The sequence below is a fragment of the Massilia sp. genome, from assembly GCF_031995545.1.
In the GTDB taxonomy this organism is placed as follows: domain Bacteria; phylum Pseudomonadota; class Gammaproteobacteria; order Burkholderiales; family Burkholderiaceae_D; genus Telluria.
In genome coordinates, this window is the sequence record NZ_DAMAGA010000033.1 from 25,858 (window position 1) to 51,439 (window position 25,582).

Sequence of the window (25,582 nt, forward strand, 5' to 3'; positions counted from 1 at the left end):
AAATGTCTTCACTTCAATCTCTCGATATCGCCGCCCGTTCGGCGACGACGGCCACCACCCCGGTGGCCCGCATCCACAAGCCGGAAGTGGCGAAGCTGATCGACGTCACCAGCTGCATCGGCTGCAAGGCATGCCAGGTTGCATGTATGCAGTGGAACGATCTGCGTGACGAGATCGGCGACAACCATGGCGTGTACGACAACCCGCTCGACCTGACGCCGCAGTCGTGGACGGTGATGCGCTACTCCGAGGTCACCACCAAGACCGAGGACGAGGGCGACCGTCTCGAGTGGCTGATCCGCAAGGACGGCTGCATGCACTGCGACGAACCGGGCTGCCTGAAGGCATGCCCGGCGCCGGGCGCGATCGTCAAGTATACCAACGGTATCGTCGACTTCATCAGCGAGAACTGCATCGGCTGCGGCTACTGCGTCGCCGGTTGCCCGTTCGACGTGCCACGCATCAGCAAGGTGGACTCGAAGGCCTACAAGTGCTCGCTGTGCGCCGACCGCGTTGCAGTGAACCTGGAACCGGCCTGCGTCAAGATCTGTCCTACCGGCGCCATCCGTTTCGGCACCAAGGAAGACATGATCGACTACGCAGCCGACCGCGTGGTGGACCTGAAGGAGCGCGGCTACCAGAACGCCGGCCTGTACAACCCGGCCGGCGTCGGCGGCACGCACGTGATGTACGTGCTGCAGCACGCGGACAAGCCGAACCTGTACCACGGCCTGCCGGAAAACCCATCCATCAGCCCGACCGTGGCGCTGTGGAAGGGCGCTGCCAAGCCGCTGGGCGTGGCGGCGATGATCGGTGCGGCAGTGGCCGGCTTCTTCCACTACATGAAGGTCGGCCCGATCGAAACCCATGTGGACGAACCAAGCGTGCAGCCAACGCCGCCGAGCTCGGCGCGTGAAGACGAACGGGTATAAGGAGAAGAACATGTTTATCACTCGCTATCGCGACATGACGCGCATGAACCACTGGGCCGTGGCCCTGCTGTTCATCTGCGCGGGGTTGACCGGCCTGGCGCTGTTCCACCCGTCCATGTACTTCTTCTCGGCCTTCTTCGGTGGCGGCCAGTGGACCCGTATCCTGCACCCGTTCTTCGGGCTGCTGATGGTGCTGGGCTTCGTTGGCCTGTTCTTCGCCGTGGTGCGCGACAACTTCTGGTCCAAGGCCGATACGGAATGGGTCAAGAAGGCGCCGCAACTGCTGAAAGGCGACGAAAGCGGCATGCCGCCGGTGCACAAGTACAACGCTGGTCAGAAGGGCGTGTTCTGGATCTTCGCCATCAGCCTGGTGCTGCTGTTGATCACCGGTTTCATGTTCTGGCAGCCATGGTTCGCGCACTTCTTCCCGATCCCGCTGCGCCGCATCGCGATGCTGGTGCATGCGGTGGCCGCGTTCGCGCTGGTGATGAGTGTCATCATCCACGTGTATGCTGCGATCTGGGTCAAGGGCTCGTTCCGCGCCATGACCCGTGGCACGGTACACGAGGACTGGGCCAAGTCGCACCACCCACTGTGGTATAAGGAAGTGGCCGGCAAAAACAGCCAAGAAGTCACCCGCAAGAAACATTAAGGAAGCTTCATTCCAATGAGTCTGTCCAAAGCAACACCGTTGATGAGTCCGGAAGAAATTGCGGTCCGGGCCGGTCAACAGATGCCTTACCTGCACCTCCCGGTGCGGGCCGAGGTGTTCGCCAACCGGGAAACCCGCCTGCGCGAGCTGGCGGCCGGTCATGCGATGCGCGACTTCCTGCTGTTCGCCGCCGAACTGGCGCACGTGCAGCATGAAGTCCTGCAGGACTATCCGCAGGCAGCACTGCCGAGCGAGGACGACCTGGCAGCCGCCGGTCGTGCCGCCCGTCCGCCGCTGCCGGCAGCCCTGTGGCCACGCGACCCGGCCTGGCGTGTGGCAACCCGCCGCATGCTGGAACTGCTGGTGCCGCGTTTGGCCGGCAGCCCGGCGCAAGCCGTGGTGCAGGGCCTGCTCGACGGCGACGACAGCCATCTTGAAGGCCAGGCCGAATTGCTGCTGAATGGCGCAGCCGGTCTGGACATGAGTGCTGCGCCGCTGGTGGCGGCCGGCCTGCAGGTCTACTGGACCCATCTGGTGCTGGAAGTGGATCGCCTGCACGGCAAGGCGCGCCAGGCGCCGTTCGGGCGTACGCTCGACACGACCCTGTGCCCTTGCTGCGGCAGCCTGCCGGTGGCCTCGATCACCAAGGTCGATGCCCAGGGCGGCAACTACCGCTACCTGCATTGCTCGCTGTGCTCGACGCAGTGGCATATGGTGCGGGTCAAGTGCAGCCACTGCGAAAGCACCAAGGGTATCCACTACCACTCGCTCGAAGCGGTGGCGACCGATGGCGCCAAGCAGGATGCGAACATGGCCTCGGTGCAGGCGGAAACCTGCGACGAGTGCGGCCACTACCTGAAGATGGTGCGCATGGAGCGCGAGCTGCATGTCGAACCGGTGGCGGACGACCTGGCGTCGCTGACGCTGGACATCCTGGTGTCGGAAGCGGGCTTCCAGCCGCATGGCATCAACCTGCTGCTGCTCACCGGCGAAGGCGATCCTTCGGCGGAGGACAGCGTTCCTGCAACTGATAGGAGTACTTGATCATGTCGACCGACGAGTCCGTGGTCCACGGCTCGAAGGCGACAGTCAAGGATCTGCCTTCGATCGATAAACTCTTGCGCCTGCCGTCCGTGCAGGCCTTGATCCCCCTGCATGGCCACACCATGGTCGCGGCGCAAGCCCGTGGCCTGGTGGACGGATTGCGCGCCCAGGCCCTGGCCGGCGCGCTGTCCGTCGCCGCGCTTGCTCCAGAGGCTCTGGGGCAGGCCGTGGCGGCACGCGTCGCCGGGCGTCTGGCGCCGCGCATGCGGCGGGTGATCAATCTCACCGGTACCGTTATCCACACCAACCTCGGCCGCTCCGTGCTGCCGGAAGCGGCGATCCGTCACCTGACGGCGATGATGAGCGGTCCGAACAACCTCGAATACGATATCGCCAGCGGTTCGCGCGGCGATCGCGACAGCATCGTCGAAGGACTGCTGTGCGACATCACGGGCGCCGAAGCCGCGACCGTGGTCAACAACAATGCGGCGGCGGTGCTGCTGTCGCTGGCGGCCCTGAGCGCCGGGCGCGAGGCGATCGTCTCGCGCGGCGAGCAGGTCGAAATCGGTGGCGCCTTCCGCATGCCGGACGTGATGGCCAGCGCCGGCGCCCACATGGTCGAAGTGGGCACCACGAATCGTACCCATCTCGCGGACTACGAACGCGCCATCACCGAGCGCACCGCGCTCCTGATGAAGATCCACACCAGTAACTATGCGATCCAGGGCTTCACCAGTTCGGTGTCGGAAGCCGAACTGGCGCCGCTGGCGAAGCGCCGCGGCGTCGCGCTGGTGACGGACCTGGGCAGCGGCTCGCTGATCGACATGGGCAAGTACGGCCTGCCGCAGGAACCGACGCCGCAGCAGATGCTGGCGGATGGCTGTGACGTCGTCACTTTCTCGGGCGACAAGCTGCTGGGCGGGCCGCAGGCCGGCCTGATCGTCGGCTCGAAGGAGCTGGTGACGCGCATCCGCAAGCATCCGATGAAGCGCGCGCTGCGCCTGTCGAAACTGCCGCTGGCGGCGCTGGAGGCGACGCTGCAGCTGTACCTGCAACCGGAACTGCTCGTTGACCAGCTGCCGACGCTGCGCTGGCTGACCCGCAGCGAGGAGACTGTCGCCGCGACTGCGGGCGCATTGCTTCCGGCATTTGCGCAGGCCTTGTCGCCGCGCTTTAGCGTCACCCTGGAATCGATGCAGAGCCAGATCGGTTCCGGCTCGCTGCCGGTCGACCGTCTGCCGTCGAGCGGGCTGGCGATCGCGCCGGTGTTGGCAGGCAAGCGCGGCGTCGGCAGTGCGCTCGATGCGTTGGCCGAAGCGCTGCGCGGCTTGCCGCTGCCGGTGATCGGTCGCATCGCGGAAGACCGCCTGCTGCTCGATTGCCGCTGCATTGACGACCCAGGCGAGCTGCTGGGCCAGATGACGCTGCTGCAGCGCGCGGTCAACGGCAATTAATCAAGAAAGAACTGAGCAAGAAAGAACTGAGCATGATCGTAGGCACCGCAGGCCACATCGACCACGGCAAGACCGCGCTGGTGCGCGCCCTGACCGGGATCGACGCCGACCGCCTGCCCGAAGAAAAGAAGCGCGGCATCACCATCGAACTGGGTTATGCCTGGATGCCGCAACCGGGTTCCAGCGACGGCCGCATCGGCTTCGTCGACGTCCCGGGCCACGAAAAGCTGGTGCGCACCATGGTGGCCGGCGCCAGCGGGATCGATTACGGCCTGCTGCTGGTTGCGGCCGACGACGGCCCAATGCCGCAGACGGTCGAGCATGCGACCATCCTGTCGCTGCTCGGCGTGCGCCGTGGCGCGGCGGTGATCACCAAGATCGACCGGGTCGATGCCGAACGGCTGGCGGCCTGCGAGGCGCAGGTGCATGCGCTGTTGAGTAGCGCGGGACTGGAAGACTATCCGGTATTGCAGGTGTCGAGCGTGCGTGGCGATGGCGTCGACGAATTGCGTGCCCGCCTGGCGTCCGAGGCGCAGGCCTCGCGCGCCGACGATATGACCGGCGCCGGATTCCGCATGGGCCTGGACCGCGCGTTCACGCTCGACGGTGTCGGCACCGTGGTCGCGGGCAGCATCGGCGCCGGCAACGTCGCCGTCGCCGACGCCCTGTGCCTGGCCGGCACGCCCGATCGTACCTACCGCGTGCGCAGCCTGCAGGTGCACAGCCGCGGCGCCGAGTCGGCCCATGCCGGCCAGCGCTGCGCGGTTGGCCTGGCGGGCCTGGAACGCACCGACGATCTGCGCGGCCAGGTGCTGTGCGACCCGGCCATTGCGCTGACTACCCAGCGCATCGACGTCTGGCTCGAAGTCGCCTCCACCGAAGAACGCGCGCTGCGTTCCGGCACCGCGGTCCACCTGCACGCCGCGACCCAGGATTGCCTGGCGACGGTGGCGGTGCTGGGCCAGCCGTCGATCGCGCCCGGCTCCGGCGCGCTGGCCCAGCTGGTGCTGCACAAGCCGGCCAATGTCTGGCACGGCGACCGCTTCATCCTGCGCGACGCGTCGGCGGTGCGCACGGTGGCCGGCGGCAGCGTGCTCGATCCGTTGGGTCCGACGCGTTATCGCCAGACCCCGGAGCGGCTGGCCTATCTGGACAGCCAGCGCGCGGATGAGCCGCTGGCACGCCTGCAGGGCGCGCTGGCCCAGGCCCAGTACGGCGTGAATGGCGCGGCCTGGCTGCGCAGTGCCGGCCTGGCGTCCTGGCCGTTCGCCCTGGACGAGGTGCCGGATGCCGTGGTCGGCGCCGGCGGCGAATGGATCATCGCGCGCGCGCGCCTGGAACAGAACGAGACCGGCCTGTTGACCGCGCTGCGCGACTTCCACGCCAAATACCCGGACGAGATCGGCCCCGACCTGCTGCGCGCCCGCCGCCTGGCCGCGCCGCGCATGCCCGAGGCGCTGTGGCTGCAACTGGTCGAGCACCTGATTCAAGCCGGCAAGATCAACCGACGCAACGGTTTCCTGCACTTGCCGGAACACGGCATCGCCTTGAAAGCGGCGGAACAGATCGTCGCCGAACGCGCGCTGCCGATGCTGCTCGACGGCCGTTTCGATCCGCCCTGGGTGCGCGACATCGCCGATACCGCGCGCCTGCCCGAACAGCAGGTGCGCCAGGTGCTGGGCCGCATGGCGCGCGGCGGTGACGTGTACCAGGTGGTCAAGGACCTGTTCTACCACCCGGCCGTGATGCAGGAAGCGGCGTCGCTGGCGCGCCGGTTGGCGGCCGAGGGTGAGGGCGGGGCGATTACCGCCGCGCGCTTCCGCGACCATACCGGCCTGGGACGCAAGCGCGCGATCCAGATCCTCGAGTTCTTCGACCGCATCGGCTTTTTGCGCCGGGTGGGCGACCTGCACCTGCTGCGGCCGGGGACCATGCTGTTCCCGGAGCAGGATTCAAAGCAGGACTCGAAAGCGTCTTGAGTCTGTCGCGTTTTGGCCGTACGCGGTAAAATACGGTCTCTTCGGAAGGAAATCGTCCCTGGTGGGGCGGCTGGGCTTCAAACCCAGTTGGTGGCGCCATGCGTCGCCGGGTGGGTTCGACTCCCGCATCCTTCCGCCATTCTCTTCTTCCTCTTTCCTTCGCGCGACGCCATGCAGATCCTCGGCTACGACTATCCCGACGATTGTTATTTCGATCTCGAACACGACATGTGGTGCCGCGATATCGGCGACGGCCGCATGCAGGTGGGCGTCAGCGCTTTCGGCGTCAAGATCAGCGGTAACTACTTCTACATGTGCCGTCCGAAATCGGTCGGGACCGAGGTCGAGCAGGGCAAGACCATGGGCGTCGTCGAACTGAGCAAGACGGTCGTGACCATCAAGACGCCGGTCAGCGGCACCGTGGTCGAGATCAACGAGGCGCTCGAAGAGAAGCCGGAACTGATCAACCAGGACCCGTACGGCGCCGGCTGGATCTGCGTGATCCAGCCATCCAATCGCGAGGAAGACCTGGCGCGGCTGGCGCACGGCGAGGCACTGGTCGAGCAGGCCGAGCGCCGCATGCGGTTGGAGCCGGTCGATGACTGGATCAAGCCGAGCTTGCCGTGATGGGCGGTGCCGACACCAAACCGGCCGAGCGCGGCCTGGCGATCATGGTCTGGTCGTGCGACCTGAGCCGGCCCGAGCTGCTGGCCACGCCCTTCATGGCCGCGCAGGCCGCGGCGGCGCTCGACATGCGCGTCAAGATGCTGTTTTCTTCGCAATCGGTGCAGTGGTTGCTGGCCGCGGAAAGCGAGCGGCTGACGGGCTTCGGCGCAGAGCGCTGGGCCATTGGGCGGCACCTGGCGATGACGGCCGAACTGGGTGTCGAGATCCGGGCCTGTACCCAGGCGCTGCATGCCTGCGCCGCCACGCGCGCGGATCTGAACCAACATTGCGCCGGCGTCGAAGGGATGGTCTCCTTCATTGAGCAAGGCCGCGCGGACGGCTGGCAGATACTGGTGTTCTGACATAGGGTTGGCGGCAAAGCCGCCAACCCTACGATTACAGCGAGCGCAGGAACGCCATCAAGGCCTCGCGGTCGCTCGCCGACAGCTTCTCGAAACGTTTGCGCGCCGCCGCCGCTTCACCGTCGTGCCACAGGATCGCTTCAAGCAGGGTACGCGCACGACCGTCATGCAGGTAACCGACCTTGCCTTCTTTGCCCATCACCTTCTCGGTATAACCAATGCCCCACAACGGCGCGGTACGCCACATGCTGCCCGTGGCCTGGCCTTCGCTGTAGTTGTCGGCCAAACCCGGACCCATATCGTGCAGCAGCAGGTCGGTGAACGGACGGATGGTTTGGTCGCGCAGTTCGGCGAACAGGTGATTGGAGCCGGTCTTCATCGACGCCGTGTGGCAGGCCACGCAGCGCATTGCCTCGAACAGCTTCGAACCCGACGCCACCTGGCGCGTATCGACGCGGTGCTCGTCCAGTGGTGCCACGCCTTTCGGGAAGCCGCTCGACAGACTGCGCTGGGCCGGCACCGCCAGCAGTGCCAGGTAGTTCGAGATCGACTGCAGATCCGCCTCCGAGATGCCGCGCTGGGCGGTGGCGTTGCGGCAGCCGGCCGGGTTGATGTCGCACGAGCGGCTCGGGTAGACGGTGGACGTCACCGCCATGTCCTGCAGCAGCGCCGCCGCGCTCTGGTGGCGCAACGTAGCCTTCGACGCCTTCCAGCCGAAGCGGCCCAGGCGCACCGCTCCCGACTCCGGATCGAACACGAAGTTGGCCACGCCCTTGACGCCGTCCTGATCGGCGCTCTGGCGCACGCGTGCCAGGATATCGGCTTCCGGCACCGCTTCCAGCAGGCCGGTGCCGATCATCGGCTGCGCCGCACGCAGGGACGCGACCTGCGGCGCCGGGCCGTCGTAGGCCAGCTTGGGTTTGCGCAGTTCGACGTTGGTGCCGTCCGCCAGCGTCACGCTGCGGGTGTCGAAGCCGGCCACGCGCACGCCGGTGCCCCAGTCCTGGGCCGAGCCGCTCGGCGACAGGCCGTTCATCTGCACCGTGCTGCCGTAGGTAGGGTGCGGCAGCTGGGTGCCGTCCGCCTTGAGGCTGGCCACGCGCACCGCCATGCCGTCCAGGCGCTGGTCGATCGCGGCGGGCGCCGGGCTGCGGCCGTTGTTGACATGGCAGCCGATACAGGTGGACTGGTTGAAGCGCTGGCCCTGCAGGTTCATCGCATCGGTATAGCGGTCGTTGCCCGGCTCGTTATGTTCGCCCGTGGTGAAGTTGGTGTGCACCAGGCGCCGGCCTTCGACGAAGCGCTGCATGTTCTGCATGCCCGCATGGTTGTGCGGCTGCTGGAACATGAACAGGCCGTTGTCACTGTAGTTGTACGATACCGAGCCCAGGCCGCCGGACAGCGTCTCGGCCGGCAGCGGCACCGAATTCAGGCGCGGCTGGATGCCGTACCATGGCCGCAGGCCCTGGCCGACCACGTAGCTCCACTCCGCCGAGTAATAACGGATGCCGCCGTTGTCGCCCTTGGCCAGCATCGCTTCGGTGGTCGAGAACATCGACGGCGACACTTCGATGATGTCGCCCGCTACCAGCGGACGCGCCGGTATGTTACGCCCGGTCGGGAAGCCGTCCGCATTCAGCTCGCCGTGTCCGGGATAATCCTTCACCAGCAGCGTGCAGGCGCCGTTGATGCCGTTCGGGGTGAGCAGCTTGTTGGCCTGTGGATGGGCTACCGGCTTGCAGATCGTGACACTGCGGTCGACCAGTTCGCCCGGCGCCATCCAGCCATAGCCCGTCACGCCCACGCGGTCGAAGCCGCGGAAGAATGCCACTTCGCCCTGGCGGAAGTCGACCTGGGTGTACTGGTTGACGATCAGCTGCGGCTTGGTCACGCCCGCAACGCGGCTGTTGTCGATGATCTCGACGCCCCAGGTGCGGTTCTTGAAGTACTGCGGCACGAAGGTCAGGTAGTTGCCCGGACCCTTATCCAGCGGCAGGCCGGTGGCGGCGTCGACCGTCTCGTTGGGGCCGTAGCCGATCTCGTTCCACTCTTCGCCGCGCTCGCGGCCATGGCGCGCCAGGCCGCGCGCACCGAAGCGCGTGACCAGGGTGCCGTCGGCCAGCGTGAACTGCAGCGTCTCGATCGGCTCGCTCGCACCAGGTAAAGGCTGCCAGCCGGCGCCGCTCGCAGGGAAGCGCACGGCCGAAGTCTCGGCCTCCGGCAGCGTGTTGTCGCTGCCCGGGGTTTTGAATTCGACCTCGAACAGCGAGTAGCCGTACTGGGTGGCGCGAGCCACCCCCTGCAGGCGCAGGTAGCGCGCGCTGGTGTTCAGGTTGAAGAATTCCTCGGTACCTCCCTTGCCGTTGCCGACATGGCGCAGCTGGGTCCACGACTGGCCGTCGTTCGAGGTCAGCAGCGTGTACCGCTTGCCGTACGAATTCTCCCAGACCAGCTTCATGTAGCCGATCGGGGTGCGGCTGCCGAAGTCGAACTGGATCCAGGCGCCGTCTTCGGGCCGGCTCGACCAGCGGGTGCCTGGCTTGCCGTCGATCGCCATCTCCGCCTTGAGGCCGCCGTTTTCCGGCGTCGACGAGGTCGCGGCCAGTGGCTTGACCGGCACGCCGGGCTTGGTGAGATCGACCGGCAGCGGTTCCGGTTCGGGCGCCGGTTCCGGTGCGGCCGGGCTGCCGGTGAAGGCCTGGATCTCGAGGATCGAGTAGCCGTACTGGCCGGCGCGCTTGATGCCTTTCATGCGCAGGTAGCGGCCTTCTCCGGCCAGGCCGGTGAAGTCCTCGGTGCCGCCCATGCTCTCGGCCACGGTCTTGATCGTGGTCCAGGTGCTGCCGTCGCTCGAGACTTGCAGCAGGTACTGGCTGGCGTGGGCGTTTTCCCAGTCGATCCGCACGCGGGTGATGGTCTCGACCTTGCCGAAGTCGAGCACCAGCCATTCGTCATCGGTGAAGCGGCTGCCCCAGCGCGTGCCGGTGTCGCGGTCGATGGCGGCGCGCGCATCGAGGTCGCCGCGCTCGGACGAGCTGGCGCTGGCATTGACCGGGGTGAGTGCGGTCTCGGTGTCGCCGAACATGGCGGCGACCGAGCGCATCACGCCGCTGGTGGCATTCTGGAGCGAGGCCATGGTACCGGCGGAATCACCATCGCCGCCGCCGCAACCGGCCAGCAGGAGCGTGATAGCAAGAGGGACGGCGAGGGGAAGGGTATGGGGCAAACGGTGCAGCGAACGTCGGCCGGCGTGCGGACGGCGGGGCATGTGGGACATGTGAATCTCCATGAGTTGAATATTGCGCTGCAGCAATATTAACGATAACGTAACCTGACTCGTCAATACGTGTCAAGCGGATGTTCAGGATTTCACATGGCGGGGCCTGGCCAACGCGGCGCACCGGCACGCATTCCCCATCGGGAACATGGTCGGATCGACTATACTCACCGGCTTCGCATACCCAGTAACACCTTCACAGGAGACCCCATGCACGTAGAGCGGCGCCTATCCAGGACCTTCCAGGACTTTCTTCACTCGGGCCAGGCCGGCGGCGTGCTGCTGATCCTGTGCACCCTGGTGTCGCTGGCGCTGGCCAATTCCGCGCTGGGTGACGGCTACCTGGGCTTCTGGCGCACGGTGGTGGGTGGCCTGAGCGTCGAGCTGTGGGTCAACGACGCGCTGATGGCGGTGTTCTTCCTGCTGGTGGGACTGGAACTCAAGCGCGAGCTGGTCAGTGGCGAACTGTCGTCGCTGCGCAATGCGCTGCTGCCGGTGATTGCGGCATTCGGCGGGGTCGCGGTGCCGGCGCTGATTCACTTCGGCTTCAATGGCGGCACGCCGACCCAAGCCGGCATCGGCATCCCGATGGCGACCGACATCGCGTTCGCGCTTGGCGTGCTGACGCTGCTCGGCAAAGGCGTGCCGGCGTCGCTCAAGGTGTTCGTGGCTGCGCTGGCGGTGATCGACGACCTGATCGCCATCGTGGTGATCGCGCTGTTCTATACCTCGCAGCTGTCAGTGGTTTTCCTAGCCGCGGCGCTGGCGCTGTTCGCCGTGCTGCTGGTGCTCAACCGCGTGGCCGGCGTCAAGCTGCTGTCGCTGTACCTGATCGGCGGGGCGCTGATGTGGTTCTGCATGCTCAAGTCGGGCGTGCACGCCACCATCGCCGGGGTCCTGCTGGCGTTCGCGATTCCGCACTCGACCCGCGAAGACGATGCCGCGTCGCCGTCCGAGCGGCTGGAGCATACCCTGCATACGCCTGTCGCCTTCCTGATCCTGCCGATCTTTGCGCTGGCCAATACCGGCGTCGTGATCGGCGCCGACTGGGCGAATCAGCTGGCGTCGTCGAACAGCCTGGGCATCATCTTCGGGCTGGTGGCGGGCAAGCCGGTCGGCATCGTGCTGGCCTGCTTCGCGGCGGTCGCTGTCGGTGTCTGCCGCCTGCCGCTGGATCTGGCGTGGCGCCATATCCTGGGAGCGGGCATGCTCGGCGGGATCGGCTTCACGATGTCGATCTTCATCACCAATCTCGCCTTCGAAGGGCGGCATGAACTGGTGGATGCATCCAAGCTGGCGATCCTGACCGCCTCGCTGACGGCGGGCGTGCTTGGCTTCGTGTGGCTGAAGCTGCGCGGCGGCCCGACGGCGGCCGATACCGATCCGCAGACCATGGACTTCGAGGTCCAAGCCGGCGCGAAGTGATAGCCGAGGTGTCGATACTGTCATCCCAGGAGTTGCGTTTAGCATTAAACCGATATTCCTGGAATTGCGGTTTGACTGAGCCATTCCGAAACTCTTCGAGTTGCGGTATGCTCGGCTACAAGGAGGAAGGGACAGGATGAGAGCGGATTTTCGTTTGGCGCGTATGTTGCATGTACTGGTGCATCTGCACGGTCGCAAGGGAGTGGCCAGCTCAGAAGAGATCGCCGGCATGCTCGATACCAACCCGGTGCTGGTGCGGCGCATGATGGCCGGCCTGCGCACCGCAGGTTACGTCAGCTCGACGGCGGGACGCAGTGGCGGCTGGATGCTGACCGCCGATCCGGAGCAGATCACCGTGCTCGACGTGTACCAGGCGCTGGAAGAACCGGTAATCTTCGCCATCGGTTCGAGCGTCGACCATCCGGGCTGCGCGGCCGAGCGCGCCATTACCGGTGCGCTCGACGTGGCGCTGGCGCAGGCGGCCGGTACGCTGCTGCGTGAATTTGGGGCGATGCGGCTGTCGTCCTTCCTGCCGGCGCCCGAGGAGTAAGCGACGGTTTGCCCGGTAGCGCGACAGTCTTTTACAACATTCCCGTCAATACCAATCGTGCGCGGCGTCGCGCTGCGTACAATCTTCGGATTCCCGACAAACCGCCGAGCCTGGCGACGTCGGTCACCGATCTACCCGGAGCCACCATGCAGCGAATGACGTCATCGATCCTGGCCAGGCCGAGCGAATGGCTGTTGCTGGTGGCGCTGCTGGCCGCCTATCCGCTCAGCGCCTTTCTCGATGCTGGCTGGGGACGCGAAAATGGCATCCTGGAAAACGCGCAGGTAATGGTGCTCGGCGCCGGTTTCGTTGCCGCGATGCTCGCCTTCCAGCGCACCCGTCCGGGCAAGACCGCGCTGCTGGCGCTGTGGGCCGCCCCGATCTGGCTGATCCTGGCCGGCCGCGAGCTGAGCTGGGGCAGGGTGCTGCTGCCGGCGCCGGGCATGGAATCCAGCCACAATCTGGCCGCGACCGGGATGCTGTGGCTGCAGCCTTTCGTGAAGCCGAGCGTGGTGTTGCTGGTGCTGGCGCTGCTGTTCTACGCCTGGCGCCACCGGGTCGACCGCATCGTCTGCGCCGCGTTCGCGCGCCGCACGCCGTGGCTGTGCTTTGCGGTGGCGCTGGGCGGTGCGCTCGGGTCGACCTGCGCCGAAGGGCATATGGGTTGTTCGCTCGACCTTGGCGCGGGACGCTCGGGCGTGTTCGAAGAATTGGCGGAACTGCTAGCCTATATTTCTCTCGTCATGATCCAGGACTCGGTTCTGCGGGTGGCGCCGGCCCGTACGGCGGTCGAAGCGTCGTCGGTTTCCAGTATCTGATAACGCACTGCGCTACCGCATTAATCTGAAACTGCACGAGTTTCGATTTAGCTGCACGCCGCGCATGCGTGGGCCGCGACACGGCGCGCGCATTCAACTCTCCGGATCGGGCTTCACCTGAGTGAAGTTGTAATCGGCAGCCGAGCGCTCCAGCGCCAGTCCCAATACGTCCTTGAGCTCGTCCGCGCTGGCGCCATTGTCGAGCTGGCGCTTGGCGAAAGTGTTGCGCAGCGTGCGTCCGCCCGAGCGCGACAGGTCCATGCCGGCGCGCTCGAACGTGGCGCGCATCTGCATGTACACGGTTTTCCGGGTCATTCTGGCACCGGTGAGGTTGGCCGGGAAGACGAATTCTCCCGGGATCGCCATCGCTTCACGTTCCTGCAGCCAGGCGCGCAGTTCCTCGGCGCCTTCGCGCGGCAGGGTGACCTCGTGCTCGTGGCTGGTGTCGTGCTTCTCGTCCGGGGTGATGGCGAGAACGATCGAGCCGTCGATCGCGGCCTGGCGCCCGACTTCCGAAGCCAAAAGGCCGATCGCCTCCGACACGCGCAATCCCGCCAGCGCGATCACCACTTGCATGGCGCGGTCGCGGCGCCGTTTCCAGCCGTCGAACGGGGTATTGCGGCGGCGCCGTGGCGCCTCGGCAGGCAGGGCCGCGAAAAAGCGTTCCAGCTGTTCGTCGGACAGGGTACGGCCGGCGTCATCCCTGGTCATGTGGGCGCGGTCGATGCTCAGGATCGCCAGCTGCGCCGGGTTGGGGGAGACGTCGAGGTGCTCGTAGCAGCGCTCGATCAGGCGCAGGTAGCGGTAGGCGATCTTGCTGTTGAGGACGCGCTTGCCTTTCTCGGTGCGGTTGATGAAGCGCACCAGGTCGGCCTGGGTGACGGTGGAGAAGGTGAGCCGCTGTTCCTGGATCCAGCTGGCCAAGTTATTGAACATGAAGACATAGATCTTCGCCGATTCTGCGGACAGCTCGCGCAGTGTGCCATCGGCGCGCAGGCGGCGCCCGGTCTTGGCGAACGCGGTGGTGGAGACGAATTCCTTGAATGCGCCGACCGGGTCGGCATCCCATGAAGCCAGAGTGTGCATGTCGAATCTGATCGAATAAAGAACTTCTACCTTATCACATAAACGTAACTAACCAACATAAAATTACCACCAACACGATCATTCAAACGTCACGGACTACGAACACACCAACAAACCACCAACCAGCCAACAAGAAGAGGGGGCACCAGCCGGCGCCGACTGCCGCACAGGTATAATCGCCACCATGAATGACGCCCTGAAACCAGCCCTGGCTCCGACCTTGTCCGACGTCGCCACCCTGGCAGGCGTCTCACGCGCGATCGCATCGCGGGCCTTGTCCACGGAGCCGCGGCCCGTGTCGGCCGACAAGCGCGAGCGCGTGCTGCGCGCCGCCGAAACGCTGGGCTTCCGGCCCAATTCGCTGGCACGCGGGCTGGCCAGCAAGACCGTCAACCTGGTCGCGATCCTGGTCAACCACATTCACGACCTGTCCGACCTCGACCTGTTCGACCTGCTGCTGGCCGAGATCCAGGCGATCGGCAAGCAGGTGATCTTTATCCGTGTCGGCGCCGGCCAGGACGCAGAAACCTTCCTGCGCGACGGCGTCGCCTACCACGTCGATGCCGCGCTGGTGTTTTCCGATTTCGCCGATGCCGCCACGGTGCGCCGCATGTTCCGCAACAACGCCGTGCTGATGCTGAACGGCCACCACGCGCCGGGCGCGGCATCGGTGACGATGGACGAGGACCACGGCATCGGCGAAGCCGTGGCCGATGCGGCGGGCAAGGGCGTGCGCAGCGCGCTGCTGGTGACCGGGCGGCCCAACTCGCTGGTGGAGCAGGCGCGCATCGCTTCCTACCGCGCGGCCTTGACCCGGCACGGCATCACCTTGCTGGGCGAACTGGCGGGCGACTATTCGTATGCCAGCGGGCGCGCGCTGGCCGAGCGTATCGACGTGGAGGCCACCGGCGCGGTGTTCTGTACTTCGGATGCGATGGCGATGGGCGTGCTGGATGCGCACCGCGCCCATTTCCCACAGCACCGGCCGCAGCGCTTCCGGCTGTACGGCTTCGATAACATTTCGCTGACCCAGTTCGACGCCTATCCGATCTCGTCGATCGGCGCGGACCGGCGCGACTACGTGGCGCAGATCGTGCGCCTGCTGAAAGAGCCGGCGGACCTGGCGCACAGCAGCGGCCAGGTGCTGGTCGCGACGCGCTTCGTGCCCCGGCTTACGGGTTAAGCGGGTCGCCGGGCATCACTGGCAGCTTGGCGTCAGCGCCGGCGGGGCGGTCTTGGAGCCCCACCATTTGCGGTAGTTCGCCGCGTAGGCGCCCGACCGGATGTAATCCGCGACGAAGCCGTTCACGAAGGCGAGCAGCGCCGGATCGCCCTTGGCCATCGCGATGCCGATCGGCGTGTTGCCGTACATCTCGGGCAGGGTCTCGAACTGGTCGTACTTGCTGGCCATGTAGTCGAGCAGCGAAGAATCTTCGATGCCGGCATCGGCGCGCCGTTGCAGCAGCAGCAGGACGCCGTCCGGCGAGAAGCTGTCGGCATAGATGAATTGCGCCTGCGGCGCGGCTTTCTTGAGGAAGGCGCTGGCCGTGGTGCCGCGCCCGACCACGACGCGCTTGCCGTTCAGGTCCGCCAGCGTCCTGATGCGGGCCTTCTTTTGCGAGAGCACGCGCAGGCCGGCCGCGTTGTACGGGATGGAGAAGTCGACGATGCGCGCGCGTTGCGGCGTGATCGAGACGTTGGCCACCACCAGGTCGAGCTGGTTCGCGCGCAGCATCGAGATGCGCGCATCGCCCGAGACGTCCGAAAAGCGCACCGGCACCCCGAGCCGCGCCGCCAGCTGGCGTGCCACGTCGACGTCGTAGCCGACCGGCTGGTTGCGATCGTCGCGAAAACCGATCGGCTCTCCGCCCAGCGAGACGCCGATGCGCACATAGCCGCGCGTCTTGATGTCCTCGATGCGTCCGGCCTGGGCCGGCATGGCCGCCGTCATCAGCAGCGTTACGGCGGCGGCGGTGCAGCAGGCGAGTCTCGATCGCAGGCGAAGCATGTGCGTTCCTCTCACACCTTGACGTTGGTGGCGACCCGCTTTTCGGGCGCCGCCATGCGCTCGTCCCAATACCAGTAGCGGATCTCTTCGTCGCAGCGATAGTTGACCACCTGGTGGTTGCCCTTGGCGTCCATCGCATGGATCACCACGCCGGCCAGGAAGCCGGTGCTCAGCTCCGACAGTTCTTCCACTGCCAGCTTGACCGCATCCTCGAGCGAATGGCCCAGGCGCAGTGCCAGCACGATGCTGCGCGAGGTCCCGCAGCGCATCGTCATCTCGCCGGTATGGGTGCAGGCTGCGGCGCCGTAGCGGCTGTCCGCGTAGAAGCCGGCGCCGGGAATCGGCGAGTCGCCAAGCCGGCCCGGGTACTTCCAGGCCCAGCCCGAGGTCGAGGTCACCGCGCCGATGCCGTTGCTCGCGTCGCGCCCCAGGAACACGGTGGTGTCGCGCACCCGCTCCGGGTCGGTGATGGTATTGCTCAGCGGCGCCAGCGCGATATCCGGGAAGGCAGCCAGCTGCTCGGGCGACATCTCCTTCTGCAGCCGCTCCCACCAAACCCGCTTGCTGTCCGGATGCAGCACCTCGTCGTGCGCGAATCCGCGCTCGGTGGCGAAGCGGCGCGCACCGGCGCCGGTCAGCATCACGTGCGGCAGGTTCCGCATGACTTCCAGCGCCAGCCGCGATACGGGCAGGGTGCCCGGCACCGCGCCGACCGCGCCGACGTCGCGCGTGGTGCCGTCCATGACACCGGCGTCGAACTCCATCTCGCCCAGCATGTTCGGCCAGCCGCCGTAACCGACGCTGCGCACCTTGGCCTCGCGTTCGACTTTGGCAATGCCGGCCACCATGGCGTCGACGCCGGCCTGGCCCTGTTTCAGGAGGTCGACGGTGGTTTCAAAGCCGGGCCAGGCTTCGGCGTTCGCAAGCAGCATTTTCATAACGGGTCTTTCATGACTTCGACATTTTGGAGAGGAATTGGGCGATGCGCGGCTGCGCCAGGCCGCCTTCAAGCGCGAAGAACTGCGCCGTCGGCAGGTCGGCCAGCAGCCGGCCCTGTTCCAGGAACACGATGCGGCTCGAGATCTGGCGCGCGAATTCGATCTCGTGGGTGACGAACAGCATCGTGGTGCCACCCGTCGCCAGCTTGGCCAGGATATCGAGCACCTCGGCCGTCATTTCCGGATCGAGCGCGCTGGTGACTTCGTCCAGCAGCAGGTAGCGCGGTTTCATCGCCAGCGCGCGGCAGATGCCGACGCGTTGCCGCTGCTCGCCCGAGAGCTGGGCCGGATAGGCATCCGCACGTGCGCCGAGGCCGACGGAAGCCAGCAGGGCACGCGCCTCTTCCTCGGCCTGGCGGCGCGGCACGTTCAAGACTTCGATCGGCGCCAGCGTGACGTTCTGCAGCGCCGTCATGTGCGGGTACAGGTTAAACAGCTGGAACACGGTGGCGCACGAGCGGCGCGCCGCCTGCAGTCCTTTTGGTTCGTCGATGCGCTGGCCGTCGACCGCGATCGATCCGGCATCGAGACGTTCCAGTCCGTTGATGCAGCGGATCAGCGTCGATTTGCCCGAGCCGCTGGCCCCCAGGATGGACACCACTTCGCCCGGCGCGATGCGCAGGTCGATGCCGTCCAGGACCGTGTTGCTGCCGAAGCGCTTGGCGACGCCGTCGATCTCGATCATCCTACAACCCTTTCCATTGACTATGCGCGCGCAGCCGCGTCTCGAAGCGGGCGCAGACCCGCGCGATCAGCCGGGCCATCAGGTAATACAGCACGCCGATCACGGTCCAGACGATGAAGGGCTGGAGCGTGCGCACGTTCAGGATCGCGCCTACCTTGGTCAGGTCGATCACGCCGATCACCGAGATCAGCGACGTCACCTGCAGCTGGTTGATCAAGAGACCGGTGAGCGGCCCGAATCCGAAGGCCGCCGCCTGTGGCGCCACCACGCGGCGCAGCGTCTGCCAGCGGGACAGGCCGAACACGCGCGCCGTCTCGATCTGGTCGCGTCCAACCGATTCGATACTCGACGCCGCGATCACGTAGACGAAGGCCGCGGTATTGCCGGACAGCGTGATCAGGGCCGCCTCGACCGGCGTCAGGTCGGCCCCGAGCAGCACCGGCAGGCCGAAGAACACCAGGAACAGCTGCACCAGTACCGGAGAATTCTTGAGCAGCTCGGCCACTGCGGCGGCGAGCGGCGCCAGCACCGGCGTGCGGTAGTAGCGCAGCATGGCCCAGGCCAGGCCGACCCCTAAGCCGATGACGGTGGTCGCGAGGAACAGCGCCACCGAGACGCCGAGGCCCTGCAGCAGCACGAGCAGGTCGTAATAGGTGAATTCGGCGTAGCGCATCAGGCCGGGTCTCCCTGCATGTGCCGGTTCAGGCGCCGGTGCAGCGCGCTCGCCGCCAGCGACACCAGCGAGGTCAGTGCGAAATACGCCAGCAGCAGCAGGGCATATACCTCGAACGGCTGGAAGGTATCGGAAGCCACGATCTTGGCCACGCCGGTGAGTTCGTTGATCGTGATCGCCGACAGGATCGAGGAGGTGAGGATCAGATTGACGAACACCGATCCCAGCGGGCGGATCGAGGTGCGCAGCGCGATGGGGAGCACGATGCGGCGGTAGATGGTCAGGCGCGACAGGCCGCTGACCTGAGCTGCTTCGAGCACGCCCGGTTCCAGCGCCAGGATGCCCGAGCGGATCACGTCAGAGGTGAAGGCGCCGCCGGCCAGCGCCAGGGCCAGCACGCCGGTGTTGAAGGGACTCAGTTCCGGGCCGACCGCGGGCAGGCCATAAAACAGGAAGAACAGCTGGACGATGAACGGCACGTTGCGGAACACGTCGACGTAGACATTCGCCACCCGCCGCGCCAATGGCACGGCCGAGGTGCGCATCAGCGCCACGACGATACCGAGCGCCAGGCCGCCGGCCAGCGCCAACAGGCACGCCAGGGCGGTCAGCCGGGCGCCGGCGGCGAGGTCGCCGAGGTAGGGCGTGATGGAAGTCAGGTCGAACGGCAAGCAGGTACTCCAGGCGGTCGAAGACAAAGTGAAACCGGTTTCACTTTGAGCCGGTCGAGTCTCCCATAAAGCGGTGAAAAATTCAAGGGAATTGCCGAGCCAGGCCGGGCGTCAGGACTGCAGTGCAGCCTTCAGTGCCGCGACCTTGCGGCAGTCGGTCCGGCGCCGCCCGCCCGCATCGAAGCCGAATGCAGCGACCTGGGGCAAAGGTGCCGGCAGCGGCTCCGAACAGGACGCGTGCACGTCGGTCAGCGGCAGCCGCGCGCGCAACAGGTTGACGTTGCCGGCATTGATGCCGGCGCCGGGCATGATCGTGATGCGGCCGGCGGCGGCATCGAAGCATCGCGCCAGGCCGGCCAGTCCTTCCGGTGCGCTCCGCGCGCCGCCGGATGTCAGGATCCGCTCGAAACCCAGGTCGATGGCGAGCCTCGTCGCTTGCGCCAGGTCCGGGCACAGATCGATGGCCCGGTGCAGCGTGCAGCGCAGATCTTGGTCGGACGCCCGGCGTACCAGCAGCTCCAGGGTCTGGACATCGAGACGGCCGTCGGGCAGCGAGGCGCCGAGCACCACGCCTTGCAGTCCGGCGCCGGCAACGGCGTCGATCTCATGCAGCATCAGCTGCGTCTGCGCTTCGTCGAAACAGAAGTCGCCACCGCGTGGACGGATCATGGCCACCACTGGCACCCGGCTCGACGCAGCCGTGCGCAGCAGACCGAAGGAGGGCGTCAGGCCGCCGATCTCCAGCGCGCTGCACAGCTCGATGCGGTCGGCGCCGCCGTCGATCGCCGCGGCCAGGCCCTGGGCGCTATCGACACAGACTTCCAGCGTGATCGCATCAAGCATGTGCGCTTCCGATTTTCTCCAGACCCAGCCAGGCGGCGCCGATCAACCCCGGCTCCGCGCCGGACTGGCCCGGTACGATGATCGGTGCCTCGGTCTTGCGCAGGATCGACGCGCGCACTGCCGCATCAAGCCGCGCGATCAGCGGCGCGCTGTTCGACAAACCGCCGCCGACCGGCAGGATCGAGGCGCCGACTGTATTGACCAGCATCGCCAGCGGCCCGCTCAGCAGATCGATGAAGCACGAGATGGTCTGTTCGGCTGCGGCATCGCCGGCCTGCCAGGCGTCGACGATCGCGCGGCTGTCCAGCGTCTGTCCGTGCAATGCCAGGTGCAGCCGCTCCATGCCGCGCGCGCCGCCGACCGTGTCCAGGCAGCCGCTCTGGCCGCAGCCGCATGGCAGGCGCGGGATCGCGACCGGGGGCGAACCGGCAAATTGCGCGGCGGCCGGACCGTGGCCCCATTCGCCTGCGAAGCCACCGGGGCCGCTGACCAGGTGGCCGCCGATCACCAGCCCGCCGCCGACGCCGGTACCCAGAATCAGGCCGAACACGTTGGCGTGGCCACGTCCGGCGCCAGCCTGGGCCTCTGCCAGCGCGAAGCTGTCGGCGTCGTTGATGATCCAGACCGGCAGGCCAAGGGCGGCGGACAGGTCATCGGCCAGGAGACGGCCATCGATGCAGGGAATATTGGCGCACTTGATGCGGCCGTTTTCCGGGTCGACCACGCCGGCGATCGAGATCGCCACGCCGCGCGACGCGCCGCCGGCGTCGATCAGCGCCGCTATGGCGGCAACGAAGGCGGCGAAGTCGCCGATGGGCGTCGGCACGCGCTGCAGGGGGCCGACCTGGCCATCGGCCGTCGCCACGGCGCACTTGATGGCGCTGCCGCCAATATCGAAACAGGTAATCATGGCGCGATCATAAAGCCAACCTTGCCCCGATGGCTAGCCGGGAGCAGAAAGCCCGGCGTGTTTCGTCATGACGGGCGCAACATCGACGCAGGCGGGCGCCGAAGCGTGATGCGGGTCAGCTCGGCGGGTACACCAAGACGGAGTGCGAAGCCCGGCCACAGCGCCGTGCCGTTGTTCAGGTAGAGCGTCATGCCGTCGACCTCGTAGCGGCCCGACACAAAGCCATTGTTTGCCCGCGCCACCACGCGATCGAGCCCGACGATCATGCCGCCATGCGTATGGCCGGACAGTTGCAGGGCAACGCCACGGCTGGCCGAAAAGCGCGCATTGCGCGGCTGGTGATCGAGCAGGACGACCGGCACGCCGGCCGGCGCGCCGCGTAGCGCCGCGTCGAGGTCGGGGCCGGGAGCGCCGCTTTGCGCGGCGCTGACGTCGTTCACGCCGGCCAGCACCAGTTGCCCGGCGCCGCGCCTGATGATCGCATGGCTGTTGTCCAGCGGCGTCATGTTGAGGCCTGCAAAATACGCCATCCATTCGCTGTGGCCGAAAAAGTACTCGTGATTGCCCGGAATGACCCAGACGCCGTCCGCGGCGCGCAAGTCGCGTAGTGCGGCCACGTCGGCTTCGCGCTGCGCGACGGCGCCATCGATGAGGTCACCGGTGATGACGATCAGATCGGCACCGAGCGCATTGGCATCGTCGACGACCTTGCGCGTCCAGGGTGCGTCGAACAGGCGGCTGACGTGCAGGTCGGTCAGGTGCACGACGCGGTAGCCGTCGAAGTCGTGCGGCAGGTTATGCACTTCGATTTGCACGTCCTTCAGCGGCGGCGACTTGATCGCCTGCATTACGCCGAGCGCGGCGAGGACCATGGCGGCGATACCGACCGCAACCCGCAAGCGCGTCGCGATCCGCACCCGCCTGCGCCGCGCCAGGGCAACGATCGCGGTGCCGAGATCGAGCAGCAGCTGGAACACGGCCAGCAGCAATATGGCGCCAAACGCCCAGTTGAACAGGATGACCAGGGCTTTGGGGAATTCCGGCGAAAACACGCTGCCCGAGGAAAGGCGCGACCACAGGTGATATTGCGAGGCCAGCACCAGCACGACGGCGGCAGCGATCTTCGCACGCCTGGACAAGGGCAAGGGCCATAGCCAGCGTACCAGCACGACCAGGCAAGGCAGACTGAACATCAGGTGAAACATCAGGCGCGCTCCATTCGGTGATGGTTGCCGCCTGCATGTGCGGAGTTGCGTCGCAGGCCAGTAGCGGCGCCCGCGGATGGGATGAAGAGAATACGCATCGTGCCTTGTGTCCAAACTGTCGAACCGACGAGCATAGCGTAAATTCAGACGCTGCATATTTTCGTGTGGAAAACATGGAGACCGCCTCGAAGCCTTGCAGAGGTATATGTTTTCGTCAAGAATCAGGTTAACGAATAAAAACCTGAATTGACGGAAACCCGAAATGCCCCTGTTTCGCACTCGCCTTGCGCGTTGCTGCTGTCTCGCCATGCCTGCACCTGGACTGGTCGTGTTACTGGTATTGGGACTGATCCTGTGCACACGGGCCGCGGCGTCCAGCCAGCCTGGCTGGCGACCCGACGTGCACCACAGCGCGTGGACACGCGAGGATGGCGCCCCGTCCGCCGCTTATTCGATCGCCCAGGACGATAATGGCCTGCTCTGGTTCGCCGCCAGCGACGGCCTGTACAGCTTCGACGGCGACCGCTTCGACCGCCACGACAGCGTATCCGGTCACAAGTTGCGCTCGCCGGTGACGATGGCGGTCGCGGCCCACGGCGGCGCGCTCTGGGTCAGCTATCAGTTCGGCGACATCAGCCGCTTCGAGCGCAATGGCGCACGCCACTATCTGGGCGCCGATTCGCCGCCGACGACCGTATTCGAATTCGAGCACACGCCTGACGGCACGCTGTGGGCGCGCAGCGGCACCGGGATGTACTACCTGGACGGCGAACGCTGGCAGCCTGCCGGACCCGCGGCCGGACTGCCGGAAGGCAGGCCGACCGCCCTCAACAAGCTCTCCGACGGCAGCATGCTGGTCTACTTCGCCGACGGCATCTATCGCAGCGTGGCCGGCGGCGAAGCAGGTGTCCATCGCTTCCGCAAGGTGCTTGACGGGCAGGGCTGGCGTGGCGGACAAGTCCAGCCCGACGGCAGGGTGCTGATCGGGAAAGGCGGGCGTGACATAGCGATGTTCGACCCCGTGCGCGGTCAACTGCGGCCATTCCGGCTACGTAACGGCGGTGCACCGATGAACGGCTACTACACCGACCGCAGCGGCGGCCTGTGGGTCGCCACCGGCACCGCGCTGCAGCTGCTCGACGGCGACGCGAAGGTGATGCGCGAGTTCACCACCGCGGGCGGCTTGAGCGGCCTGATCCTGCATGCCACCTTCACCGACCGCGAAGGCAATGTCTGGTTCGTCACCGAAAATGGCGTCGACCGCATGCGCCAGGCACGCCTGTCGACGATCACGTTGCCACCCGGCTTTGGCCCTGCGCTGAGCCTGGCCCCGGGCGACGGCGGCGCGGTCTGGATCGGCAATACCGACCGGCAGAAAGGGCGCGCCTTCGCCAGCTTCGTCCTCGAGCCGGATGGTGTGCGGCGTACCAGCAGCATCACCAGCGTCAGCAGCAGTTACCGGGCGCCCGACGGCTCGCTCTGGTTCGGCAACAGCACCAGCCTGTGGCGGGTACGGGACGGCGCAACCCGGCACTGGCCGCTGCCGCCCGGGCTGGCCGGGCAAAACGTGCAGGCGATGGCAGTCGATGCCGACGGTACGCTGTGGGTATCGGTGATCGCGCGCGGTGTGCACACCTTCCGCGACGGGCAATGGCGCGCCGGCGGCGGCCATGCCGAACTGGCCGGCCCGACCGCGGTGTCGCTCGCCGCCGACACCCGGGGCCGGATCTGGATCGGCTACACCGGCAACAAGATCGCCGTGCTGGAACGCGGCGTGGTGCGCCACTACGGCCCGCAGCAAGGTCTGGCGGTGGGCAACACGCTGGCCATCGTGCCCGGCCGCGACCGGGTCTGGATCGGTGGCGACCTGGGTCTGGCATGGTTCGACGGCGCGCGCTTCACGGCACTCGACGAGCGCGGCGGACGCGGCTTGCGCGGGGTCTCCGGCATCGTCGAGCGTGACAATGGCGAGCTGTGGCTGCACGACACGGGCGGCCTGGTGAGGATCGACGCCGCCGAGCTGGCCCCGGCGCTGGCCATGCGCCGGCCAAGCGTCATCGCCGAGCGTTTCGACCACCTGGACGGGCACCGCGGCATGCCGGCCCAGATGCAGCCGTTACCATCGCTGGTGCGGGCCGGCGACGGCCGCCTGTGGTACGCCACCACCAGCAGCGTGGGCTACATCGATCCCGACCGGATCGCGCGCAATCCCCGTCCCCCGACGGTGCTGGTGAGCGCCATCCGCACCGACCGCGGCAGCTACGCGCCCGGCGGCGCGCTGGTCCTGCCGGCGCGCACCACCCGGCTCGAGATCGCGTTTACCGCCACCGCGCTGTCGATTCCCGAGCGGGTGCGGTTTCGCTATCGCCTGAGCGGCCAGGAGCGCGACTGGCGCGAGTCGACCGGGCTGCGCCAGGCGGTCTACACCAACCTGGCGCCGGGCGCCTACACCTTCGAAGTCAGCGCCGCCAACGAGGACGGCGTGTGGAGCAAGGAGCCGGCGAGGGCGGCCTTGCGGATCGAACCGGCGTGGAACCAGACCTGGTGGTTCAGGCTGGCCTGTCTGCTGGCCCTGCTGGGCGCGGCCTGGGCGCTGCACTGCTGGCGTCTGGCGCGGCTGGCGGCCGGACTGGCGCAGCAGATGCGCGTGCGCACCCACGAGCGCGAACGGATCGCCCGCACGCTGCACGACACGTTCCTGCAAAGCGTGCAGGCGCTGGTGCTGCGCCTGCACGTCCTGATGGGCAGGCTGCCGCCTGGCGACGGTATGCGCGCCGAGATGGAAGACGTGCTCTCGCGGGCCGAAGGGGTGATCGACGAGGGACGCGCGCGCGTGCAGCAACTGCGCGCGCCGTCGGTCTGCCGGGGGGCGCTGGCCGAAAGCCTTGCAGACGCCGGCCGCGCTCTGGCCGCGGGCAGCGCCGTCTGCTTCGAGGCGCGCTGCCTGGGGCAGCCACGCCAGCTCAAGCCCGAGGTCGAAGACGAACTGTTCGCGATCGGCCGCGAGGCGCTGTCGAATGCATTTCGCCACGCCAAAGCCGGCACCGTGCGGCTTGAACTCGATTTTGGCGACACGCACGTGCGCCTGACTGTCACGGACGACGGGTGCGGCGTTCCGGACGAGGTGCTGGAGCGCGGTGCACGGCATGGACACTGGGGCCTGACCGGGATGCGCGAGAGCGCCCGCCTGGCCGGCGGTGAGTTGCGGATCGACAGTTCTGTAGCCGGAACCAGCATCGCGGTGTGCGTACCGGCGGCAGTGGCATCCTCGTTCGCATAGTGGCGACAAGTACCGGCATGCCGGCTGGCCTGGGCCGGATCAGCCGACAGCCGCGCGCCGGGCA

Annotated in this window: 22 protein-coding genes and 1 tRNA gene; 13 read left to right on the forward strand and 10 right to left on the reverse strand. The window is 66.9% G+C overall.

Going from position 1 to position 25,582, the window contains the following annotated elements; genetic code table 11:
- Positions 1-2 precede the first annotated feature (2 nt).
- The 8 genes from fdxH (at position 3) to RTQ83_RS18950 (ending at position 7,089) form a co-directional block, all read left to right on the forward strand.
- On the forward strand, positions 3-932 hold the full coding sequence (fdxH, locus tag RTQ83_RS18915) for a formate dehydrogenase subunit beta (protein ID WP_312517859.1): 930 nt from the start codon (positions 3-5) through the stop codon (positions 930-932).
- Positions 933-942: 10 nt separating this feature from the next.
- On the forward strand, positions 943-1,584 hold the full coding sequence (locus tag RTQ83_RS18920; protein WP_312517862.1) for a formate dehydrogenase subunit gamma: 642 nt from the start codon (positions 943-945) through the stop codon (positions 1,582-1,584).
- A 42-nt stretch (positions 1,585-1,626) separates the two neighbouring features.
- Complete coding sequence (fdhE, locus tag RTQ83_RS18925) at positions 1,627-2,628, forward strand: formate dehydrogenase accessory protein FdhE (RefSeq protein ID WP_312517865.1); 1,002 nt, start codon at positions 1,627-1,629, stop codon at positions 2,626-2,628.
- A gap of 2 nt (positions 2,629-2,630) precedes the next feature.
- Positions 2,631-4,082: an L-seryl-tRNA(Sec) selenium transferase gene (selA, locus tag RTQ83_RS18930; protein ID WP_312517868.1), complete on the forward strand. Its 1,452-nt coding sequence runs from the start codon at positions 2,631-2,633 to the stop codon at positions 4,080-4,082.
- A gap of 32 nt (positions 4,083-4,114) precedes the next feature.
- Positions 4,115-6,061 (forward strand): selenocysteine-specific translation elongation factor, encoded by a 1,947-nt coding sequence (gene selB, locus RTQ83_RS18935; RefSeq protein ID WP_312517870.1) that lies wholly within the window; start codon positions 4,115-4,117, stop codon positions 6,059-6,061.
- Between the two features lie 43 nt (positions 6,062-6,104).
- A tRNA-Sec gene (locus tag RTQ83_RS18940) sits at positions 6,105-6,200 on the forward strand.
- 32 nt (positions 6,201-6,232) lie between these two features.
- A complete protein-coding gene (locus tag RTQ83_RS18945; RefSeq protein ID WP_312517872.1) occupies positions 6,233-6,688 on the forward strand; it encodes a glycine cleavage system protein H in 456 nt (151 codons plus the stop codon).
- On the forward strand, positions 6,688-7,089 hold the full coding sequence (locus RTQ83_RS18950) for a hypothetical protein (protein WP_312517874.1): 402 nt from the start codon (positions 6,688-6,690) through the stop codon (positions 7,087-7,089). The genes RTQ83_RS18945 and RTQ83_RS18950 overlap by 1 nt, the downstream gene beginning before the upstream one ends.
- A 34-nt stretch (positions 7,090-7,123) precedes the next feature.
- Here the strand turns inward: RTQ83_RS18950 and RTQ83_RS18955 are convergent, their stop codons facing one another.
- A complete protein-coding gene (locus RTQ83_RS18955; RefSeq protein WP_312517877.1) occupies positions 7,124-10,366 on the reverse strand; it encodes a di-heme oxidoredictase family protein in 3,243 nt (1,080 codons plus the stop codon).
- Between the two features lie 210 nt (positions 10,367-10,576).
- On the opposite strand from RTQ83_RS18955, the gene nhaA reads away from it, so the two are divergent.
- The 3 genes from nhaA to RTQ83_RS18970 all read left to right on the forward strand — a co-directional run bounded on the left by nhaA (position 10,577) and on the right by RTQ83_RS18970 (position 13,159).
- Positions 10,577-11,791, forward strand: a complete 1,215-nt coding sequence (gene nhaA, locus RTQ83_RS18960) for a Na+/H+ antiporter NhaA (RefSeq protein WP_312517880.1) — start codon at positions 10,577-10,579, stop codon at positions 11,789-11,791.
- A gap of 163 nt (positions 11,792-11,954) precedes the next feature.
- Positions 11,955-12,341: an Rrf2 family transcriptional regulator gene (locus RTQ83_RS18965; protein ID WP_312517938.1), complete on the forward strand. Its 387-nt coding sequence runs from the start codon at positions 11,955-11,957 to the stop codon at positions 12,339-12,341.
- Positions 12,342-12,487: 146 nt separating this feature from the next.
- A complete protein-coding gene (locus RTQ83_RS18970; protein ID WP_312517883.1) occupies positions 12,488-13,159 on the forward strand; it encodes a hypothetical protein in 672 nt (223 codons plus the stop codon).
- Positions 13,160-13,252: 93 nt separating this feature from the next.
- Here RTQ83_RS18970 and RTQ83_RS18975 read toward each other — a convergent pair whose 3' ends face one another.
- Complete coding sequence (locus tag RTQ83_RS18975; RefSeq protein ID WP_312517886.1) at positions 13,253-14,245, reverse strand: site-specific integrase; 993 nt, start codon at positions 14,243-14,245, stop codon at positions 13,253-13,255.
- 184 nt (positions 14,246-14,429) lie between these two features.
- Between RTQ83_RS18975 and RTQ83_RS18980 the strand changes: the two genes are divergently transcribed.
- Positions 14,430-15,428, forward strand: coding sequence for a LacI family DNA-binding transcriptional regulator (locus tag RTQ83_RS18980; RefSeq protein ID WP_312517888.1), 999 nt, complete (start codon positions 14,430-14,432; stop codon positions 15,426-15,428).
- A 15-nt stretch (positions 15,429-15,443) separates the two neighbouring features.
- On the opposite strand, the gene RTQ83_RS18985 is transcribed toward RTQ83_RS18980, so the two are convergent.
- The 8 genes from RTQ83_RS18985 to RTQ83_RS19020 all read right to left on the reverse strand — a co-directional run bounded on the left by RTQ83_RS18985 (position 15,444) and on the right by RTQ83_RS19020 (position 22,238).
- Positions 15,444-16,253, reverse strand: coding sequence for a transporter substrate-binding domain-containing protein (locus tag RTQ83_RS18985; protein ID WP_312517891.1), 810 nt, complete (start codon positions 16,251-16,253; stop codon positions 15,444-15,446).
- A gap of 11 nt (positions 16,254-16,264) precedes the next feature.
- Positions 16,265-17,191, reverse strand: a complete 927-nt coding sequence (locus RTQ83_RS18990; protein ID WP_312517894.1) for an isoaspartyl peptidase/L-asparaginase — start codon at positions 17,189-17,191, stop codon at positions 16,265-16,267.
- Between the two features lie 10 nt (positions 17,192-17,201).
- Positions 17,202-17,936 (reverse strand): amino acid ABC transporter ATP-binding protein, encoded by a 735-nt coding sequence (locus tag RTQ83_RS18995; RefSeq protein WP_312517897.1) that lies wholly within the window; start codon positions 17,934-17,936, stop codon positions 17,202-17,204.
- A 1-nt stretch (position 17,937) separates the two neighbouring features.
- Positions 17,938-18,609 carry an ABC transporter permease subunit gene (locus RTQ83_RS19000; protein WP_312517899.1) on the reverse strand — a complete coding sequence of 224 codons (672 nt, stop codon included), beginning with the start codon at positions 18,607-18,609 and terminating at the stop codon, positions 17,938-17,940.
- Positions 18,609-19,280 carry an amino acid ABC transporter permease gene (locus tag RTQ83_RS19005; protein ID WP_312517902.1) on the reverse strand — a complete coding sequence of 224 codons (672 nt, stop codon included), beginning with the start codon at positions 19,278-19,280 and terminating at the stop codon, positions 18,609-18,611. Before RTQ83_RS19005 ends, RTQ83_RS19000 begins: the two co-directional genes overlap by 1 nt.
- Before the next feature lie 111 nt (positions 19,281-19,391).
- Positions 19,392-20,123, reverse strand: coding sequence for a copper homeostasis protein CutC (locus tag RTQ83_RS19010; protein WP_312517905.1), 732 nt, complete (start codon positions 20,121-20,123; stop codon positions 19,392-19,394).
- Complete coding sequence (locus RTQ83_RS19015) at positions 20,116-21,033, reverse strand: ROK family protein (RefSeq protein WP_312517908.1); 918 nt, start codon at positions 21,031-21,033, stop codon at positions 20,116-20,118. The genes RTQ83_RS19010 and RTQ83_RS19015 overlap by 8 nt, the downstream gene beginning before the upstream one ends.
- Positions 21,034-21,098: 65 nt before the next feature.
- Complete coding sequence (locus tag RTQ83_RS19020) at positions 21,099-22,238, reverse strand: metallophosphoesterase (RefSeq protein ID WP_312517912.1); 1,140 nt, start codon at positions 22,236-22,238, stop codon at positions 21,099-21,101.
- A 307-nt stretch (positions 22,239-22,545) separates the two neighbouring features.
- Between RTQ83_RS19020 and RTQ83_RS19025 the strand changes: the two genes are divergently transcribed.
- Positions 22,546-25,518, forward strand: a complete 2,973-nt coding sequence (locus RTQ83_RS19025; protein WP_312517914.1) for an ATP-binding protein — start codon at positions 22,546-22,548, stop codon at positions 25,516-25,518.
- The last annotated feature ends 64 nt before the right edge of the window (positions 25,519-25,582 follow it).

What these genes read in the sequence shown, in the direction of transcription:
- fdxH (WP_312517859.1), top strand. Translation starts at nt 3, where the DNA reads ATGTCTTCACTTCAATCTCTCGATATCGCCGCCCGTTCGGCGACGACG.
- RTQ83_RS18920 (WP_312517862.1), top strand. Translation starts at nt 943, where the DNA reads ATGTTTATCACTCGCTATCGCGACATGACGCGCATGAACCACTGGGCC.
- fdhE (WP_312517865.1), top strand. Translation starts at nt 1,627, where the DNA reads ATGAGTCCGGAAGAAATTGCGGTCCGGGCCGGTCAACAGATGCCTTAC.
- selA (WP_312517868.1), top strand. Translation starts at nt 2,631, where the DNA reads ATGTCGACCGACGAGTCCGTGGTCCACGGCTCGAAGGCGACAGTCAAG.
- selB (WP_312517870.1), top strand. Translation starts at nt 4,115, where the DNA reads ATGATCGTAGGCACCGCAGGCCACATCGACCACGGCAAGACCGCGCTG.
- RTQ83_RS18945 (WP_312517872.1), top strand. Translation starts at nt 6,233, where the DNA reads ATGCAGATCCTCGGCTACGACTATCCCGACGATTGTTATTTCGATCTC.
- RTQ83_RS18950 (WP_312517874.1), top strand. Translation starts at nt 6,688, where the DNA reads ATGGGCGGTGCCGACACCAAACCGGCCGAGCGCGGCCTGGCGATCATG.
- RTQ83_RS18955 (WP_312517877.1), bottom strand. Translation starts at nt 10,366, where the DNA reads ATGTCCCACATGCCCCGCCGTCCGCACGCCGGCCGACGTTCGCTGCAC.
- nhaA (WP_312517880.1), top strand. Translation starts at nt 10,577, where the DNA reads ATGCACGTAGAGCGGCGCCTATCCAGGACCTTCCAGGACTTTCTTCAC.
- RTQ83_RS18965 (WP_312517938.1), top strand. Translation starts at nt 11,955, where the DNA reads ATGTTGCATGTACTGGTGCATCTGCACGGTCGCAAGGGAGTGGCCAGC.
- RTQ83_RS18970 (WP_312517883.1), top strand. Translation starts at nt 12,488, where the DNA reads ATGCAGCGAATGACGTCATCGATCCTGGCCAGGCCGAGCGAATGGCTG.
- RTQ83_RS18975 (WP_312517886.1), bottom strand. Translation starts at nt 14,245, where the DNA reads ATGCACACTCTGGCTTCATGGGATGCCGACCCGGTCGGCGCATTCAAG.
- RTQ83_RS18980 (WP_312517888.1), top strand. Translation starts at nt 14,430, where the DNA reads ATGAATGACGCCCTGAAACCAGCCCTGGCTCCGACCTTGTCCGACGTC.
- RTQ83_RS18985 (WP_312517891.1), bottom strand. Translation starts at nt 16,253, where the DNA reads ATGCTTCGCCTGCGATCGAGACTCGCCTGCTGCACCGCCGCCGCCGTA.
- RTQ83_RS18990 (WP_312517894.1), bottom strand. Translation starts at nt 17,191, where the DNA reads ATGAAAATGCTGCTTGCGAACGCCGAAGCCTGGCCCGGCTTTGAAACC.
- RTQ83_RS18995 (WP_312517897.1), bottom strand. Translation starts at nt 17,936, where the DNA reads ATGATCGAGATCGACGGCGTCGCCAAGCGCTTCGGCAGCAACACGGTC.
- RTQ83_RS19000 (WP_312517899.1), bottom strand. Translation starts at nt 18,609, where the DNA reads ATGCGCTACGCCGAATTCACCTATTACGACCTGCTCGTGCTGCTGCAG.
- RTQ83_RS19010 (WP_312517905.1), bottom strand. Translation starts at nt 20,123, where the DNA reads ATGCTTGATGCGATCACGCTGGAAGTCTGTGTCGATAGCGCCCAGGGC.
- RTQ83_RS19015 (WP_312517908.1), bottom strand. Translation starts at nt 21,033, where the DNA reads ATGATTACCTGTTTCGATATTGGCGGCAGCGCCATCAAGTGCGCCGTG.
- RTQ83_RS19020 (WP_312517912.1), bottom strand. Translation starts at nt 22,238, where the DNA reads ATGTTTCACCTGATGTTCAGTCTGCCTTGCCTGGTCGTGCTGGTACGC.
- RTQ83_RS19025 (WP_312517914.1), top strand. Translation starts at nt 22,546, where the DNA reads ATGCCTGCACCTGGACTGGTCGTGTTACTGGTATTGGGACTGATCCTG.